Source organism: Sphingobacterium sp. CZ-UAM (assembly GCF_002000245.1).
Taxonomy (GTDB): Bacteria; Bacteroidota; Bacteroidia; order Sphingobacteriales; family Sphingobacteriaceae; genus Sphingobacterium.
Map to the genome: position 1 here is coordinate 119,928 of NZ_MTCM01000004.1, position 17,092 is coordinate 137,019.

The 17,092-nt window shown below is 39.8% G+C and carries 15 protein-coding genes and 2 tRNA genes; 9 read left to right on the forward strand and 8 right to left on the reverse strand.

Annotated elements, in window-relative coordinates; all coding sequences use genetic code 11:
• Positions 1-8: 8 nt before the first annotated feature.
• The 4 genes from BWD42_RS16405 to BWD42_RS16420 all read right to left on the reverse strand — a co-directional run bounded on the left by BWD42_RS16405 (position 9) and on the right by BWD42_RS16420 (position 7,812).
• Positions 9-1,307, reverse strand: a complete 1,299-nt coding sequence (locus tag BWD42_RS16405; RefSeq protein ID WP_077437488.1) for an MFS transporter — start codon at positions 1,305-1,307, stop codon at positions 9-11.
• 10 nt (positions 1,308-1,317) lie between these two features.
• Entirely contained in the window at positions 1,318-2,637 is a 1,320-nt protein-coding gene (locus BWD42_RS16410; protein WP_254846254.1) for a D-alanyl-D-alanine carboxypeptidase, read from the reverse strand.
• A 123-nt stretch (positions 2,638-2,760) separates the two neighbouring features.
• Positions 2,761-4,473, reverse strand: a complete 1,713-nt coding sequence (locus BWD42_RS16415) for a RagB/SusD family nutrient uptake outer membrane protein (RefSeq protein ID WP_077437490.1) — start codon at positions 4,471-4,473, stop codon at positions 2,761-2,763.
• Between the two features lie 33 nt (positions 4,474-4,506).
• Complete coding sequence (locus tag BWD42_RS16420) at positions 4,507-7,812, reverse strand: SusC/RagA family TonB-linked outer membrane protein (RefSeq protein WP_254846255.1); 3,306 nt, start codon at positions 7,810-7,812, stop codon at positions 4,507-4,509.
• 420 nt (positions 7,813-8,232) lie between these two features.
• On the opposite strand from BWD42_RS16420, the gene mqnC reads away from it, so the two are divergent.
• The 3 genes from mqnC to BWD42_RS24780 all read left to right on the forward strand — a co-directional run bounded on the left by mqnC (position 8,233) and on the right by BWD42_RS24780 (position 10,236).
• Complete coding sequence (gene mqnC, locus BWD42_RS16425) at positions 8,233-9,357, forward strand: cyclic dehypoxanthinyl futalosine synthase (RefSeq protein WP_077437491.1); 1,125 nt, start codon at positions 8,233-8,235, stop codon at positions 9,355-9,357.
• Between the two features lie 9 nt (positions 9,358-9,366).
• Positions 9,367-9,927, forward strand: a complete 561-nt coding sequence (scpB, locus tag BWD42_RS16430) for an SMC-Scp complex subunit ScpB (protein WP_077437492.1) — start codon at positions 9,367-9,369, stop codon at positions 9,925-9,927.
• A 153-nt stretch (positions 9,928-10,080) separates the two neighbouring features.
• Complete coding sequence (locus BWD42_RS24780; protein ID WP_175992081.1) at positions 10,081-10,236, forward strand: hypothetical protein; 156 nt, start codon at positions 10,081-10,083, stop codon at positions 10,234-10,236.
• 96 nt (positions 10,237-10,332) lie between these two features.
• Here the strand turns inward: BWD42_RS24780 and trxA are convergent, their stop codons facing one another.
• Genes trxA through BWD42_RS16445 form a run of 3 tightly spaced genes read right to left on the reverse strand, consistent with a single transcriptional unit; the run spans position 10,333 to position 12,218 of the window.
• On the reverse strand, positions 10,333-10,629 hold the full coding sequence (gene trxA / locus BWD42_RS16435) for a thioredoxin (protein WP_077437493.1): 297 nt from the start codon (positions 10,627-10,629) through the stop codon (positions 10,333-10,335).
• Between the two features lie 3 nt (positions 10,630-10,632).
• Positions 10,633-11,361, reverse strand: coding sequence for a rhodanese-like domain-containing protein (locus tag BWD42_RS16440; protein ID WP_077437494.1), 729 nt, complete (start codon positions 11,359-11,361; stop codon positions 10,633-10,635).
• Positions 11,362-11,369: 8 nt separating this feature from the next.
• On the reverse strand, positions 11,370-12,218 hold the full coding sequence (locus BWD42_RS16445; RefSeq protein WP_077437495.1) for a glycoside hydrolase family 25 protein: 849 nt from the start codon (positions 12,216-12,218) through the stop codon (positions 11,370-11,372).
• A 66-nt stretch (positions 12,219-12,284) separates the two neighbouring features.
• On the opposite strand from BWD42_RS16445, the gene BWD42_RS16450 reads away from it, so the two are divergent.
• Both BWD42_RS16450 and BWD42_RS16455 read left to right on the forward strand, forming a co-directional pair.
• The gene (locus tag BWD42_RS16450) at positions 12,285-13,169 is read left to right on the forward strand and encodes a bestrophin family protein (protein ID WP_077437496.1); all 885 of its coding nucleotides are present in this window, start codon (positions 12,285-12,287) and stop codon (positions 13,167-13,169) included.
• Between the two features lie 93 nt (positions 13,170-13,262).
• Positions 13,263-13,347 (forward strand) — tRNA-Ser (locus BWD42_RS16455).
• A 338-nt stretch (positions 13,348-13,685) separates the two neighbouring features.
• Here BWD42_RS16455 and BWD42_RS16460 read toward each other — a convergent pair.
• A complete protein-coding gene (locus BWD42_RS16460; protein ID WP_077437497.1) occupies positions 13,686-14,027 on the reverse strand; it encodes a winged helix-turn-helix transcriptional regulator in 342 nt (113 codons plus the stop codon).
• Positions 14,028-14,119: 92 nt separating this feature from the next.
• Here BWD42_RS16460 and BWD42_RS16465 point away from each other — a divergent pair, with 92 nt between their 5' ends.
• The 4 genes from BWD42_RS16465 to BWD42_RS16480 all read left to right on the forward strand — a co-directional run bounded on the left by BWD42_RS16465 (position 14,120) and on the right by BWD42_RS16480 (position 17,080).
• The gene (locus tag BWD42_RS16465; protein ID WP_077437498.1) at positions 14,120-14,758 is read left to right on the forward strand and encodes a peroxiredoxin-like family protein; all 639 of its coding nucleotides are present in this window, start codon (positions 14,120-14,122) and stop codon (positions 14,756-14,758) included.
• Positions 14,755-15,561 (forward strand): DNA alkylation repair protein, encoded by an 807-nt coding sequence (locus BWD42_RS16470; protein WP_077437499.1) that lies wholly within the window; start codon positions 14,755-14,757, stop codon positions 15,559-15,561. Before BWD42_RS16465 ends, BWD42_RS16470 begins: the two co-directional genes overlap by 4 nt.
• Before the next feature lie 448 nt (positions 15,562-16,009).
• Positions 16,010-16,094, forward strand: a tRNA-Ser gene (locus BWD42_RS16475).
• 206 nt (positions 16,095-16,300) lie between these two features.
• Positions 16,301-17,080, forward strand: coding sequence for a LuxR C-terminal-related transcriptional regulator (locus tag BWD42_RS16480; RefSeq protein WP_217700091.1), 780 nt, complete (start codon positions 16,301-16,303; stop codon positions 17,078-17,080).
• Positions 17,081-17,092: the final 12 nt, after the last annotated feature.

Genomic DNA, 17,092 nt, shown 5'->3' on the forward strand with positions numbered 1-17,092 from the left:
CAATAAAATTAAGATTTATTGGATACTAATATCCGCACTAAAAGTAACAATCCAATTACAAAAAATAAAGAAAGTACCAGTGCAGAATAGCGAATATTGTGTGTGATCTGTTCTATCAGGCCAAAGGAGAACAAGCCAATGACGATAGCCACTTTTTCTGTAACATCATAAAAGGAGAAAAAAGCCGTCGTATCCTTGATATCCGTTGGGATCAATTTGGAATAGGTTGACCTCGATAAAGATTGAATTCCGCCCATGACCAAGCCGACCAATGCGGCAATAATATAAAACTGCATTGCTGTAGCCAAGTAGAATGCAGCGATACAGATCGCGATCCAGATCATTACAACGACGATCAGCACCTTAATATTTCCAAAAAGCTTGGATAAGTACGACATCAAAAACGCCCCTAAGATCGCCACAAGCTGAATTAAAAGAATTGTCGCAATCAATCGCTCAGCGCCCAGATGGAGTATTTTCTCTCCAAATGATGAGGCCACGATCATTAGCGTCTGCACCCCGATGGCATAGAAGAAAAAGGCCGGTAGAAACTGTTTTATCTCAGGTATACCTTTAATTTCCCGGATAACATGACTAAACTCATCGCGTACATTCTGTACAAAACTTTTGCCGACATTATTACCTGTTGCTTCAATTTTAGGTAAATATTTAAATGGAATCATGGAGAACCCTAACCACCAGAGTCCTACCATCAAAAACGATATGCGGGCAGGTAAAGAGGGGTCTGTAATACCAAACCAGTCAGGTTTCAATACCACGATAAAACAAAGTATCTGTAAAGTAACACAACCAATATAACCAAAAGCAAATCCCTGGGCGCTCACTCGGTCCTGTTGATCTACGGTCGCGAGCAGTGGTAAATAGGAGTTATTGAACAACACACCCCCGATATAGCCCATTGCAGCCAAAGCAAAACAGATAATACCGATCTCCAGGGTATCGAGTTTAAAGAAAAACAGGCACATGCATGAAATTGCCCCCATATAGGTAAAAAATTTCATGATCGGCTTCTTTAAGCCTTTTGCATCTGCATAGGATGAGATAAAGGGCAAAGAAAATGACATCAACAAATAAGCGACAGCCAGTGCAAAATTAGAAAGCGCAGTATTGACAATCTCCAAACCAAAAAAATTAACAACATCACCATGTTCCTTTGTCGTAGTAATTGCAGTATAATATACTGGGAATATGGTTGAGGTGATCACAAGGTTGTAAGCGGAATTGGCCCAATCAAACATCGCCCATGAGCGAATGAGTTTTTTATTGTTTTTTACAATTGCTTCCATTTAAATTGGCTTAATAAGTTTGACGAATATAAGTAATTATTTTAGCCATTTCTTTACGAATTTCACTTGCGCGATCGTCGATATAATTATTGTTCATAAAAGAGAAAGCGAGCCGTCTTCCCGACCTCGTGACTAGATAACCGCTCTGGTTATATACAGAAGTAATTGTTCCTGTTTTTGCAAAAACAAAAGCTTCGCCCTGGTCTTTACTATAGGTTCTTTTTAATGTACCATCCACTCCACCAGCGGGAAACAGTCGAAAACGTACCCGCTCGTCCGGTATCTTATTTTTCAGGAGCACCAGCAGGTCAACATTATTTTGTGGTGTGACTTTGTTATAGGAAGACAATCCCGAACCATCAAAAATAGCCACCTCGCTCGAAAAAAATTTATAAACCTTATTTTTCATCCAGTCCCGAACCAAGTAGGTGTCAAATTGACCAAACTGCTTCCATGAGCACATCATTAAGAATTGTTCAGCGATAAAATTATCGCTGGGCAGCATCATTTCCCGAAGAAGGTTTTTGGTTTCTCCGGAATATAATATCTTGGTATCATTGGGCTTTTTATAGGTCGTCAGATTTACTTTTTTGCCCAGTGTGTCGGACAGCAACTTCACAAACAGACTATCAGAATAAATAAAGGGCACCTCATTGACATAATCGTTTGGTACTGGTCGTTTTGACATCCAAAAAACATTACTTCGAAATGAGCGTGAGAGCTCAAAATCGCCGACTTTGGGTTCAGGTAGAAAATTTAGGTCTTTCTGAAAAACCCCAGGAGAAGTATTTAAATGATTATAACCTCTTTGACGGAAAGTGACCACATTGCCATAGATCGGAAAAGTGCTGATTTCGGGCTGATAGTATGCTTCGAAGTCTTCTATTGCCCAACCGTGGGCATAGAACTTATTTTTCATTGTTCCCGGCACAACGTAAATCGTTTTGTTCGTCCGTTTTAGAAAGTTGTAGACCACCCTGGTATCGAGTCTGTTATGCAAGAAAGTAGGGTCTCCCGTTCCCCAAATTAATAAGGAATCTCCCCTTTCGACATACTCCAGGCCTGGGATAGAATCTCCCAGCAGCTCCAGTGTAGCATAGGTTGTATACATTTTGGTATTCGAAGCTGGTGTAAAATGTTTATTGCCATTGATATCCAGTACATACTTATTTGCGTTTAAATCATACAGTGAAAATCCGTAGAAATGATCATTTAATATTTTGGATTCCTGAAGCATCCGATAGACGTCTTCAAAATCCTGTGACTTAACAATAAGGGTAGAAAATGGGATAAGCCAAAGCAGGAATATCGTGCGCAAGAAATTTTTCATTAGTTCAAACATACAAAAAAGAGCAACAACTCTTTTTCTCTTATTGCCAAAATTCAGATACAAACTATTTAAAACGGCAAAAGGAGGAAATTCATCCTCCTTTTGCTGTCTTTATATCAACGATTAATAACCGGGGTTTTGCTTTAAAGCACCACCACTTCGGTCAATCTGTGCCTGTGGAATTGGCAGATATACATTATGTTCCTTAAAGTTTAATCCTTTATAACGAGCCATAAAACCACCTTCAAAATTAGCATAACTCTCCAGAACGGATTTGGCTTCGCCCCATCTTACTAAATCATAAAAACGATGTCCTTCCATCGCTAATTCCAGACGGCGTTCAAAACGGACAGCTTTGCGTGCAAAATTTTGATCCGGGAAAGATGGGTAAGGTTTCACGTCATATGCAGCAGCCGGAACATTATCTCCCGTCAGTTTCGGCGGTAAGCTAGCCGCTCTTTCTCGGATTGCATTGACCGATTTCAGTGCTCCATCCAGATCTCCCAGTTCAACCTGGCATTCGGCCGCCATCAGAATAACGTCAGCCAAGCGGATAATATTTACATCTAGATCGGTGATATAAGCTGCTCCCGCAGCTGTATGGCCACCATGTAAACTTTTTGGGATCATCGTTTTGATACCCACAAAAGGTCCTCCAGAACCTACTTCACGGATCCAGGCATCTCCCGGCATTACACCATAATCATAGAAATGTACACCTCTACGACCTACCGTATAATCCAAACGAGGGTCAAAACGCAAGGTAACATCCAATTTGTATTTTTCTTTCTCTGCTGTAGATAAACCAAAGTCAGATTTATAGGGATTATTGCGATAGGTATCGAACATTGGCAAACCTTTAGCATCAACTTTATAAGCATTGACCAAGTCTATTGTTGGTTGATAAAATCCACAACAACCAACGGGATTATTTCCGTTCAATCCGGACAGCATATCGCCTACATTGGCATTGTCGCCACTCCCGTCGGGGTTGATCGCGTGTTTTGCCACTAAAAGTGATTCAGGACCATCTTTGGTCAGCACATCGAAATTATTTTGATATGGCATTGTACGAATATCCTTCCCGCCAATGACCTCCTTAAATAAAACCAATGCTTCCGCATATTTCTTTTGATACAAATACACTTTACCTAAATAGGCCTGTGCAATGCGTTTATCCATACGCCCTGACTGCTTATTTATTTTTGTTTCGGGAAGGTTAGCGATACCAAATTTCAGGTCATCAATAATTTTAGGGACAACATCGTCTGTATTTGGTTTTACCTTAGCATCATCAACAGATGTATTTTCGTCTACATAAGCCAAATTTTTGAAAACCCGCCACAGGAAGAAGTAATAATGTGCGCGTAGCACCTTTGCCTCGGCTTCAATTTCCTTGGCTCTCGCCTCAGGCACTGTTTTGCCTTCTGCCTGATCTAACTTCAGTAGGCGTAGTGTATTATTTGCCCGTGATACCCCTTCATAATACACTTCCCACATCGTGCTCAGATTATCATTAGAGCTATTGGGCGTATGGAATTCGATCATATTCATATTGGGCTGATCCGTCGCTTCGGAGCCTTTATGTGCATTATCGGCTCCTACTTCACCAAATAACCATTGGCTCGGCGCAGAGGAGTAATTTCCCCAGGTTCCATTCACATTTCCATTCATGATGCCGTAAGCTCCTATTAAAGATCCTTCGATCCCTTTGGAATTGACAACCTGACTTTCAGGAAGCTCGCCCTGCGGATCTCTTTCCAGAAAAGATTTACCACATGAGCCCAATAACATCAATGATATACCTAGAACTGTAATTATATTTCTTTTTTTCATTTCTATCAAATTTTAACGTAATTCATTCCATGCTTAAAATCCAAGACTCACACCCAACATGTACTGACGAGCCTGCGGGTACACCCCAAAGTCAACACCCAATGCGGAATATGTTGACGGTGTCGCACTGACTTCCGGATCCAACCCTTGATATTTCGTAATGGTAAACAGATTTGTGACTCCTATATAGGCTCTTAATTTCGTTATGCCGGTATTTTTACCAAATACCTTGTTGGTATCAAAATTATATCCCACCTGAAGATTCTTTAACTTTAGAAAACTAGCATCCTGCACATAATAGCTTGAAGACGCATATTCATAGGCCGAAGCATTGTTCACCTGCGATGGTATCATACTTGAAGGATTATTCTTCGCATCCCATGCATCCAGTACACGTTCACTTTTTTGTCCTCTAAATACACCGAAATCTGTGAAATAACGCGTGGCTTCATAGTTTTTATTTCCTTTTGATCCATAGAAATAAGCCATAAAATCAAAATTCTTGTACCCCGCATTGATATTTAATGAATACACAAAATCAGGATGAGGACTGCCGATTATTGTACGGTCATTGGCATCAATTTTTCCATCACCATTAACATCTTCATATTTGAGTGCCCCCGCTCTGGATTTTCCATCTTCATACTTCGCGACCGATGTGTTGGCCATATCCGCCTCAGAATAGATTCCGATTACCTTATAGCCATAGAAAGAACCTATTGCTTCACCTGGCTTAAGGATCGAGGTTTCCATACTTCTAAAACTTCCATAGACCTGTTGGCTAACAGAAGGGGCCAATGATACAATCTTATTGACATTCCGTGAGATCGTACCTGACAAATCCAGCGTAAAGGCGCTCTCCTGACGTCTGCCATAATGATAATTTAAAGACAGTTCGATCCCTTTATTTTCCATATCACCGATGTTGACATACGGTGATGCGGCACGACCTGCCGCAACTGCCGGCAAAGGAAGTAGGTACAACATATCTTTGGTTTTTTTATTATACCAGTCGAAGGATCCATCAAAATCACCTTGCAATAAGGTAAAGTCCAAACCAAGGTTCAACGCGGAGACTTGCTCCCATTTAACATCTGGGTTGCGATAAGCATTATGCCACATTCCTGAGGCCAGATTTCCGTCGATCGGATAAGATGAGGAGTTAATTGCGACCTGATAACGATCTAAGTATTGGTTGGCGGGAATACGTTGATTTCCCGTAACCCCATAGCCGGCCCGGATTTTCAGATCAGAAAGCCAAGATATACCTTTCATAAATTCCTCTTGGGATAAACGCCAGGCTGCACTTGCTCCCGGAAAAGTACCATATTTGTTGTTCGATCCAAAATTGGACGAACCGTCCCGACGTACTGTCGCACTCAAGATATAACGATCTTTGAATGAATAGTCAACTTTTCCAAAAATAGAGAATAAGGAACCTACAGAACCACCACCTTCACTCACACGGCCTGTTGATGCCGCATCCAGATAAAGGTAATCCAGGGTCGACATGGTAAAGAATCCATTTCCTTTACCCCTGATCTGTCTATTTCTATTCTGGATAGCTTCGGTACCTGCTAAGATCGCCAAACTGTGATCTTCATTAAATGTGGCTTTATAATTTAAGGTATTTGTCCAGGTCCATTCTTTATTTAATCCAAAATATTCATTAATTCCATTGTTAAAACTTCCCTCTGTAAATTCCGGATTCGGATATGTATAGGATATACCGTTGTAGTTTTCATACTTCATACCAAAACTACTGCGGAATGTTAGCCCGGAAAAGATATCATATTCCCCAAATACATTTCCAAAGAACATATTGCTCTTATTCTTATTATCCTTTGCGCGATAGGCAATAGCAACAGGATTTTCACCGTTACCAAACTGTCCACCCACAGATCCCGCGAAATTTCCGCCCATATCATAGACTGGAATAATATTATGGATACGATAAGCAAAACCAAGGGCACTTCCCTCACCGATATAGTCACCTGCGGTATTTGTATTCACCCCGACCCCGAAACCTTCTGTGAAACTATATTGCATATTTTCTCCAAAACGCAACTTGTTATTGAATGCAGAAAACCGTGTATTTGAGCGAAGATTATATTTTTCAAAGCCAGTATGGATAATCGTACCCTTTTGTTTCAGATAGCCTCCCGAAATGGCATAAGAAGCGTTCTCTCCACCGCCAAGCACACTTAACTGATGAGATTGTGTGGGCGCATTTTGGGATAATGCATCAAACCAGTTTGTACCCGCCTTATTTGCTTTTGTGATCTGAAAGAAGTCAGCACGGCTATTGGCGTCAAATTTATACTTCGACATGTCGATATCAGCATCTGTAATCACATCTTTCCCACCTACTTTCGGACCGTTTATAAGATAATCAGGCAACTTTTTACTTTCGCCGTTTAATAAATTTTCGATATCCAAGGTCTGTTGCGGAGACAACATCTTTGGAAAACGGGAGCTGTTTGGTACTTGTACACCATAGTAAGAATCAAGGTTAAATTGAGGTTTTCCCTCCTTGCCGATCTTTGTGGTAATGATAACCACACCATTATTTGCACGTGAACCATAGATAGAGGCTGCTGAGGCATCTTTCAGCACCTGCATGGATTCGATATCGCTTTGATTAAGCCAACTTAATTTTCCTTCATAAGGAACACCATCTATAATATAAAGCGGTTCATTATTGTTGATCGTACTGTAACCCCGAATCTTAATCTGTGGGGTTGATCCCGGTGCACCATCCACAACAATCTGAACGCCCGTCGCCCGTCCCTGCATAGATTCTACAGCACTGGCTGCGGGGGTTGTTTTAAGGTCTTTTACGCTAACAACCGCAACAGCACCTGTCAGATCCTTCTTGCGTTGAGCGGAATAACCGGTAACCACAACCTCTTCTAATGCCCCTTCAGTAGAATTTAATGAAATGGCCAAATCCGCCTTTCCTGAGACGGTAATTTCAGCGCTTGAGTAACCGATGTAACTAACGACCAAAACATCACCAACCTTTCCCTGGATCGTAAATGCCCCATCCGCATCGGTTGATGTTCCTTTACTGGTCCCTTTGATTTTAACTGATACCCCGGTAATCACCTGGCCTGTCGCAGCATCTTTCACTACTCCCTTAATAGGTATCTCCTGTAAACCTTTCGTTTTCACTAGTGAAACGACTTCAACTCGACCATGAGCAACAGCTCCTTTGGCAGACACCTGAGCAGTCATTCCGCCTGCGATGAGAAGAGAACTCATCAGCAAGAACCTCTTATTGAACTTTTGGCCCAATATGAGATCAAAACAGCAATTTTTGTCCGTTTTTTTCATCATAATTTTAAATAGGTGGTTTAAAAAATTTATGTTTATTTATTTGTTTGTCTATTTTTGGTATTGGTTTATTTTAAGTTTTGGTCGTTTAGCCCTACCAGAAACAACATGCGTTGCTACTGACTATGAGCTACTTTGGTTATCATTTTTCAATTTCAGCTTGGTTATTTTCCAGAAATGTTAAAATCTGTTAAATAAATGTAAAGAATAAAAAATATAAAAAAAAGAAAATTTACACTTTAAATCGCAAAAAGCTATAAATCAGGTTATTGTATTTCCTACACTAAGCCTACCATCAATACTTTTGTTACAAAATAAAGTTCGACAAATTGGGGTGATTTATTTTGAGTGTATATAAAGCATGAATGTCAAATATTCGCCAAATACATTTAAATACGCTAAAAGGTACTTATATTTGTTTTGATGAATGTAAGTAGTTTATTAGAACGGGCGCTCCGATTTGAGTTCCTTTCCAAGGAAGAGGGTGTATTTTTATATCACAATGCACCTACAGCTGATTTGACTTTCGTAGCCAATGAATTGCGCAAGATACAAGTACCACATGGCAAGGTAACCTGGCAGATCGACAGAAATGTAAATACGACGAATGTTTGTGTTGCAAACTGCAAGTTCTGCAATTTTTTTCGTCGCCCCGGTCATGAAGACAGTTACATCACCGATATCGAGAGTTACAAACAAAAGATCGAAGAGACCTTTAAATATGGCGGCGATCAACTTTTATTACAAGGAGGTCACCACCCTGATTTAGGTATTGAATTCTATAAAAATCTATACAAACAGTTAAAGGAACTTTACCCTACACTGAAACTCCACTCACTCGGTCCACCGGAAATTGCCCATATTTCGAAACTGGAAAATATGAGCCATATCGATGTACTGACTCAGCTGAAAGAAGCGGGGCTGGATTCATTGCCTGGAGCCGGCGCTGAGATTCTTAATGATCGCGTGCGACGTTTGATATCCAAAGGAAAATGTGGTGGTAAGGAATGGCTTGATGTAATGCGTGCGGCGCATAAGATCAATTTGCCGACTTCGGCCACGATGATGTTCGGTCATATCGAAACCATAGAAGAGCGTTTCGAACATCTGGTATGGATCAGAGAAGTGCAAGATGAAAAACCCGAAGATTCTTATGGTTTTATTGCCTTTATTCCCTGGCCTTTCCAGGATGATGGCACATTATTAAAAAGACTTCGCGGCATCACCAACGATGTAACCAGTGAAGAATATATCCGTATGATTGCACTAAGCCGGATCATGTTACCGAATATCAAAAATATTCAGGCCTCTTGGCTTACGGTTGGAAAACGTACTGCCCAGCTATGTTTACATGCTGGAGCAAACGATTTTGGATCTATTATGATCGAAGAAAATGTCGTTTCGGCAGCGGGGGCGCCCCATAGGTTTACTTCCAGATCTATACAGGAAGCTATTTTAGAAGCCGGTTTTGAACCACAGTTGAGAACACAAAAATATGATTTCAGAGAACTGCCTGCTCATATGGTCGAACAGGTCATTAACTATTAATACCCTACATTGAAAGACGTCATTAGAAATATTGAAGCAATTATTTTTGCTTCTGCGGAAGGAATAGATCTTGCCGACATCAAACAGATTCTACAGGAGGCTTTGGCTATTGAAGTATCGAAAGAAGAGCTACGTGAATTGATTAAAAAGATAGAAGACAAATATCAGGATGAAGATCATGTATTGGAATTGCGGTATATCAATAATTCGTATCAGTTTTTGACCAAAGCGGTCTATCATGAGGCGATACAGCAATTACAAAATCATAACAACAAACGCAAGCTCAGTCAATCGGCTTTAGAAACACTTGCCATCATCGCCTATAGGCAGCCAATTACCAAGCTGGAGGTCGAACAGATCAGAGGGGTCAGCTGTGATTATTCTATTCAGAGACTACTGGAAAAGAAATTGATCAAAATAGCTGGAAAGGCAGATACCATAGGTAAACCATTACTGTATGCAACCAGCCAACAATTTATGGATCACTTTGGAATCAACGGCGTTCGCGACCTTCCGCAACTAAAAGATATCGTTACGGAAGATAACGCAATTGGTGAAACAAATGAGTAAATAAAATAAAATAAATTTTTATTTTCAAAAAACAGTTCAACATATTGATTAACAGAAAAATAAAGGGCGATATTTTTTTAAAAAAAAGTTTTAAAAAATAGTTTTCTTCTCTAATTTTACAACATTGAATAAAAAACAATAAAGCATTATTTTATGAACACGGCAATATTAGCTAACGAAGATCTTGAAGAAGTAAAATTCGCGTCTTTCAATGGACCTGATGACGATGATGATGATTTCGATAACGATGATTTCGAAATCTCAGAAATTGAAGGATTAGATGACTTCGATGATGACGATGAATTTTAATATTTAGTGCATATAACACTACCTATTAAAGCCAGAGAATCATTAAAACAATAAGGCGTTCAATCAAATTGAACGCCTTATTGTTTTACCATCGATTTACTTTGCCTGGTCGATCAACTTATGCAATTCCATCTTTGGGATCATCCCACTCTGACGCCATAGCTGTTGTCCATTTTTAAACAAGATAAAAGTAGGTACCCCACTCACTTTATAAATGGAGGCTATTTTCGGATTTTTATCCACATCTATTTTGATAATAGATAGATCCTCCTGATAAAATTCTTTTACCTCCTGTAACACCGGCGCCATTGTTTGGCATGGACCGCACCACGTTGCAAAAAAATCCACTAAAACCAGCGAATTTGATTGAATAATCTGGTCAAAAGTTGCCATTACTTAATTCTCCTTTATTTCCTCTTTCAATGCCTTATATCCACCCTGAATATTGCATATATTTTTAAATCCCTTTGCACGCAAAATAGAAACCGCAACCGCACTACGATATCCCGATTGGCAATGCACATAGAGCGGCATATTATCTTTTTCTAGCGTGTTACCAAAATTAGCGAAATCTATTAACGGAATGTTCATTGCATTGTCAATATGTCCTTTATCAAATTCTTTCACTGTCCTCACATCCACAATATGACCTGAACCTGATCTTTTTCCAAATTTTCCGGCACTCAGATTTGTGATTGAATCGGTAGATTCCAGTCTCTTCCAACCATCTATCCCGCTATCCAATACCCCCATAGCACCGGTATATCCCAACTGCGATAAACGCTCAGCCACTGTAAAACGATCCTGATCCTCAGCAACAATGAGGAGCTTTTGTTTTTTATCAGGGATAACCTGTTCCAAAAAAGTATCAAATGGCCCCTTAAAACCGATATTGACAGACCCTGGAATAAAACCTTTTAGGAAGTCATCACCCGAACGTGTATCCAAAACAAGTACAGAATGTTGTTTGCGTAGTTTTTTAAATTGCTTCAAAGAAAGTAAGGGCAACTCAACTATGTGGTGATGTGACTCTTGCTGCTTTATATTGAACGCTGCATTCGCTGGCAGAGCACTGGTACATATCAAGGTCGCACCCAGCAAGGCGGCTACTAAAATTCTGTTCATTTTATTTACTATTTAAAGGGGATAAGTAATTTTTCCAATTCCGTTATTTTACCATTATAGATATTCAAATCGACATTTCCACGGATACCGGTTACTGTGCCTTTTTCCGAAAACTGCCAAAATGCCCAATGGTCTTTTGGATTTTCGATCCAAAAATTGTAGTTCGCGATCCAGAGGGTATAATTCGCGAATTCCTTTTCCAAAAAATCACTATAGAATTTATCTCCGGAGTACAGGATGGGTTTAACTTTATAATGCGCTTCCACCTCATCGAGCCAGCGTTTTAATCCCACTTTCAAACTATCCATGGATTGCTGTTTCGGATGTTCTTCGATATCTAGTACAGGAGGTAGATCACCTGGATTGAGTCTTACTTTCCGAATGAAATTCTTTGCTTGTTTAACCGAATTTTCATTAGGCCTAAAGTAGTGATATGCACCCCGTAAAATTGCCCGATTATGTATTTTGGACCAATTGCGACTAAATTTATCATCTACCCCTTTCTCCCCCATTGTTGCCCGGATAAATACAAAGTCGATAGGAAATTGGTCGTTGATCGTATTCACTTTCTGCCAATCAATATCTTCCTGATAGGTCGAAACATCAATACCAAAGACCTTATCATCGTGCTTACTCATTATTTCGATGTTTCGAATATCATATTTAGCCTCCTTCGCCAGCGCTTTATTTTTGGATGTTGCTACGCGGAAGTAGTAGATAATTCCAGCTTTATAATGCCAGGCAACAAGCCCTAAGAAAAACACAAGCATTCCCACGATCATCCAGATCCATCTGGTTTCCTGAGGTTGCTGTTTCTTCCTAGCGGTTTTCGTTCGTTTCGATTGCTGTTGCGGCATACAGGATGAAGTTACGGGAATCGCAATTAACTCGCAAAATTTTCGTAACAATTTATATTTTTGTATATGATCGTATACAACCCTAAAGACTGGCTTTCAGCAACTTTCAAATTACATAAATCAGACACTTTTAAAAAACTGTTACCATTTCTTATTTTAATCGCTATCTACTCATGGGGTATTGCGTACCTTGAGCTGGAATACCTCAAATTAAGTGAGCGGAGTTGGGTCAAAAATATTACGATTGTTCATAATCTATTAGGTTTCGTCATCTCTTTACTATTAGTCTTTAGGACGAACACAGCTTATGACCGTTGGTGGGAGGCCCGCAAGCAATGGGGCACGTTGACGAATGTCAGTCGGGCCTTTGCGTATAAGCTCAACGCCATTCTTGATGAAGAAGACAAGGTCAACCGTAGCTTCTTTCGAAAAAGTATCCCGCTCTTCGCAGAAACCTTGTACGATTTTTTGCGATCCGACTACACCAAATTTATGCTCGATGAAAATGAGCATCCCGAACTTAAATCATTGGACAACAAGAAACATGGTCCGAATCAGGTTTCCAATATGATTTTTCAGAAGATAAACCAGCTCTATAAGGAAGGTATAGTCAGTGGAGACCAATTGATCATACTCAACGAAGAGCTGGTGTCCATGACCAATGTTTGTGGCGCCTGTGAGCGGATTAAGAATACGCCAATACCATTAGCATATAGTGCGTTTATTAAGAAGTTCATCATCTTCTATACGATGACACTTCCCGTAGGCTATGTTTTTTCAATCGGATATTTTGTTGTTGTTGCCGTTCCGTTTATCCTGTATGTGTTAGCTTCACTCGAGTTGATCGGAGAATCTATAGAGGAGCCCTTTGGTATAGACCAGGACGATCTACCTATCGATAAAATAGCTGCGAATATCAAAAAACACTGCCTTGAAATTATCCCAGCGTAGTATTTTTAAAATAATCTAGCTCATTTTCAAACCATAAGACATCGTCGCAAAAATAAGTTTTGCAAATCTATTCAGAATTTCTACTTTTGTCGCGGAGAGTTGGCAGAGTGGTCGAATGCGGCGGTCTTGAAAACCGTTAACTGTCACAGGTTCGGGGGTTCGAATCCCTCACTCTCCGCAGAAAAAGCCTTTCAGCAATGAAAGGCTTTTTTCGTTGCATTCGGATTCGAACCAGAAGCGCTGGCCGGGGTTCGAACTTTATCATCGCGGGTTATAACAAGCGGATGTGGGACGCGATAAATCACTCACTTTCTGCAGTAAAAGCCCTTCAGAAATGAAAGGCTTTTTTCGTTGCATTCGGATTCGAACCAGAAGCGCTGGCCGGGGTTCGACCCTTATCATCGCGGATTATAGCAAGGGGATGTGGGAAGTGATAAATACCGACAATGGATTCACGCGTGACATTAGGCAAAAGTAAAATCAATGGTTGTATAGTATGAAAATACTTCGATACAACTATTCCTCATTGGAATGTTCCAATAGGACTTTTCCCCAATCGTTCAATTTCCAAAGCACGTCCACTAATTTTTCACCCAATGGCGTAAGTGAATATTCAACACGGGGCGGTAATTCATTGAAGATTTTTTTGCTTAAAATCCCGTCTTGCTCCAACTCTTTTAGGTGCTGGTTTAAAACCCGTCTATCTACTTTGGCAATACCCCGCAACATTTCGCTCGGACGTTTTTCACCCTGGTTTATGCGCCATACAATCGGAACTTTCCATTTGCCGCTAATGGCATTTACAGCAAATTCCAATGGGCAAATCTTTTCTTCTATCGCTAGTTCCTTTGTTTTCATAAAATTGACTTTTTTATCCCATAGGGGTAATTAAATGCGGTATTGTGATTCTGAATTTACTTTCAAAACTTTGCAAAAATAGTAAACAAAATATGAAAAATTTAGCACAGCAGATTGAAGAACTAAATAGAAATTTAGCAAAACAACTTCCGACAGAAGTTTTAGAAGTATTTGGCAAATCCATTCAAGACTTCAAAGCAAAAGGCATAGGGGAACGCAGTATCAGAACCGGCGAGAAATTTCCTGATTTCATCTTGCCAAATACAAATAATGAAACAATCGCGTTAAAGGAACTTCTAAAAAAAGGGAAAGTAATTGCGGCTTTTTTTCGTGGCAGTTGGTGTCCTTACTGCAACCTCGAATTGAAAGCATTACGGGACAACCTCAGACAGATTACCGACAGAAATGCAACACTTGTGGCAATTTCTCCCCAAACCTCCGACTACAGCAAAGAATTGAAAAACGACCATCATTTAAGTTTTGAGTTATTGACGGACAAAGAAAATGTTTTGGCCAAACAGCTCGGTATTTCGTTTGGGCTTCAGGACTTCATAATCCCGACTTACGGTAATCTGGGAATTGACTTATCAGAATACAATGAGACCGATAAAAACGAACTGCCTATCCCTGCAGTTTTCGTAATAGATACCAATGGAAATATCACATACAGGTTTATTGACACCAACTATATGAACAGGATAGATATTCAAGAACTGATTGAACAATTATGAATGGAGTAAAAAGAAAAGGAGCAAGAAGTGCAAAGGATATTCCGATAGATATTTTAGCACAGCTAAACCGTGGTGAGATTGAAACCGCCAACCTTGTGGAATGGTTGGCGGTTGACCAAAAAATTCTGCTTGAAAACTTGCTGAAACAGCACAAAAGAACGAGTTATTTAAAATCTGTTCTGTCTAAAATAGGTCAACTTAAAAAGCAGACCGTAAACACGGTAAACGAAGCTATCGGAACAGGGCTTTTTGAGCAAGTGGCGCAAGAAGACGATAAGGAATTTTTGGCAATTATGTCAAATCATACTGCCGACCTCGTTCGTTGTTGGGCGACCTACGCCATCGGAAAAAATGAAAATCTGAATATAACCGAAACCCTTAATGAAATCCGATTCTTTTCGGCAGACAAACATTTTGGCGTAAGGGAAATCAGTTGGATCGCTGTTAGGAATAAAATAAACGGGGATTTAGAAAATAGCGTTGCCATTCTTGCAGAATGGACAACCAGCGAAGATGAAAATATAAGACGGTTCGCCACGGAAGCAACCAGACCCCGTGGCGTATGGTGTACGCATATTGAGTTGTTGAAACAAAATCCTCTATTGGGTTTACCCGTCTTGGAGCCGTTGAAATCCGACCCTGCAAAATATGTACAGGACAGCGTTGGTAATTGGCTGAATGATGCCAGTAAAACCTGTCCGGATTTTGTAAAGGAACTCTGTGAGCTTTGGGAAAAAGAAAGCGGAACAAAAGAGACTAATTACATTATTAAAAAAGCATTGCGGACTATCAATAAGCAATAGAAAATATTCAAGTAACTACTTAAATTTTTATACTTCATATAATCCTGTTTTTCTCAAATTAAAAACAAACGTAAATATCATCCTCTAAGACCATACAATTGGCCGGATTGAGGTGTAATGGATTCAACAATTTTTTCGAGTTATCTAAAATCACATATGATAGGAATTTGATTATGCATTATCCCGTAAATCCAAATGACACAAAAAATAGTCTATACTTTCCCACTGTATATACTCAGCAGGGAGCTTTTCAGAGATAGATATGACTCTATCTGCAGAGCCCCATACTCCTGCTTATTTAAGCAGTGTATAAAGTTCATAAAAATACCATCAATAAACAACTGGTTTTCAAGACTGTTTTATTCAAAAGACATCCGACAGGATCCGTTAACAAAGAAAAATGTAAAATAAGTTTTGTAAATCTGTTCAGAATTTCTACTTTTGTCGCGGAGAGTTGGCAGAGTGGTCGAATGCGGCGGTCTTGAAAACCGTTAACTGTCACAGGTTCGGGGGTTCGAATCCCTCACTCTCCGCAGAAAAAGCCTTTCAGCAATGAAAGGCTTTTTGCATTCTATCAGGATTCGAACCAGAAGCGCTGGCCGGCGTTCGAACTTTATCATTGCGGATTATTGCACGGGGATGTGGGACGCGATAAATCCCTTTAAAAAAAAATCGGAGTCTTTTCATTTAGGTATTCTTGTACTTTTTGTAGCTTTATGCAATTAACCGATTAACTTTTATGGAGTCATCCCAATCCAAATATTACCTGACCGCAAAGAAGTTCTGGAAGACAGTTGTGGACATCGAGAAAACAGCGGATAGTTATCAATTACAACAACAGATCGAATTTCATAAACGCTTATTAAATATATTTCAAGCCGGTAGTTTCTATTATATAGTGTTCAATATGTATACTGGGGATCTCGAGATTGTCAGCGAAGGAAGCGAAAATCTTCTCGGATATAAACCAGAGGAGCTTTCTCTTCCACTCTTCATGGAACGCATCCATCCTGACGACAAACCTTATTTCCTCAACTTTGAATATAAAGTCGTAGAGTTTTTTAAGAGTTTACCTTATGAAAAAGTAAAGAACTATAAGGTTCAGTATGATATCAGGATCAAAAGAAAAGATGGGCAGTATATTAGGATCCTGCATCAAGCCATTCAGATAGATTATGACGAAAGAAACTTCTATCGGACCCTCTCTCTGCATACCGACATATCCCATATAAAACAAGAAGGAAAGCCCTGTTTCTCGCTTATTGGACTTGATGACGAGCCCTCTTTTTTCAATATTCAACTTGATCAAGCATTCACAAAATCCTATGATATATTTACAAGGCGAGAACGAGAAATTTTAAAATGTATTGTTGAGGGCAAGATGAGCAAATCGATCGCTGACGAACTATGCATAAGTCTTCACACCGTGAATTCTCATCGCAAAAATATTCTTGCAAAAGCTGGAGTAAAGACACCTGTAGACCTGATAACCAAGGCTATAAAGGAGGGCTGGGTATAGGTTAAGATATGA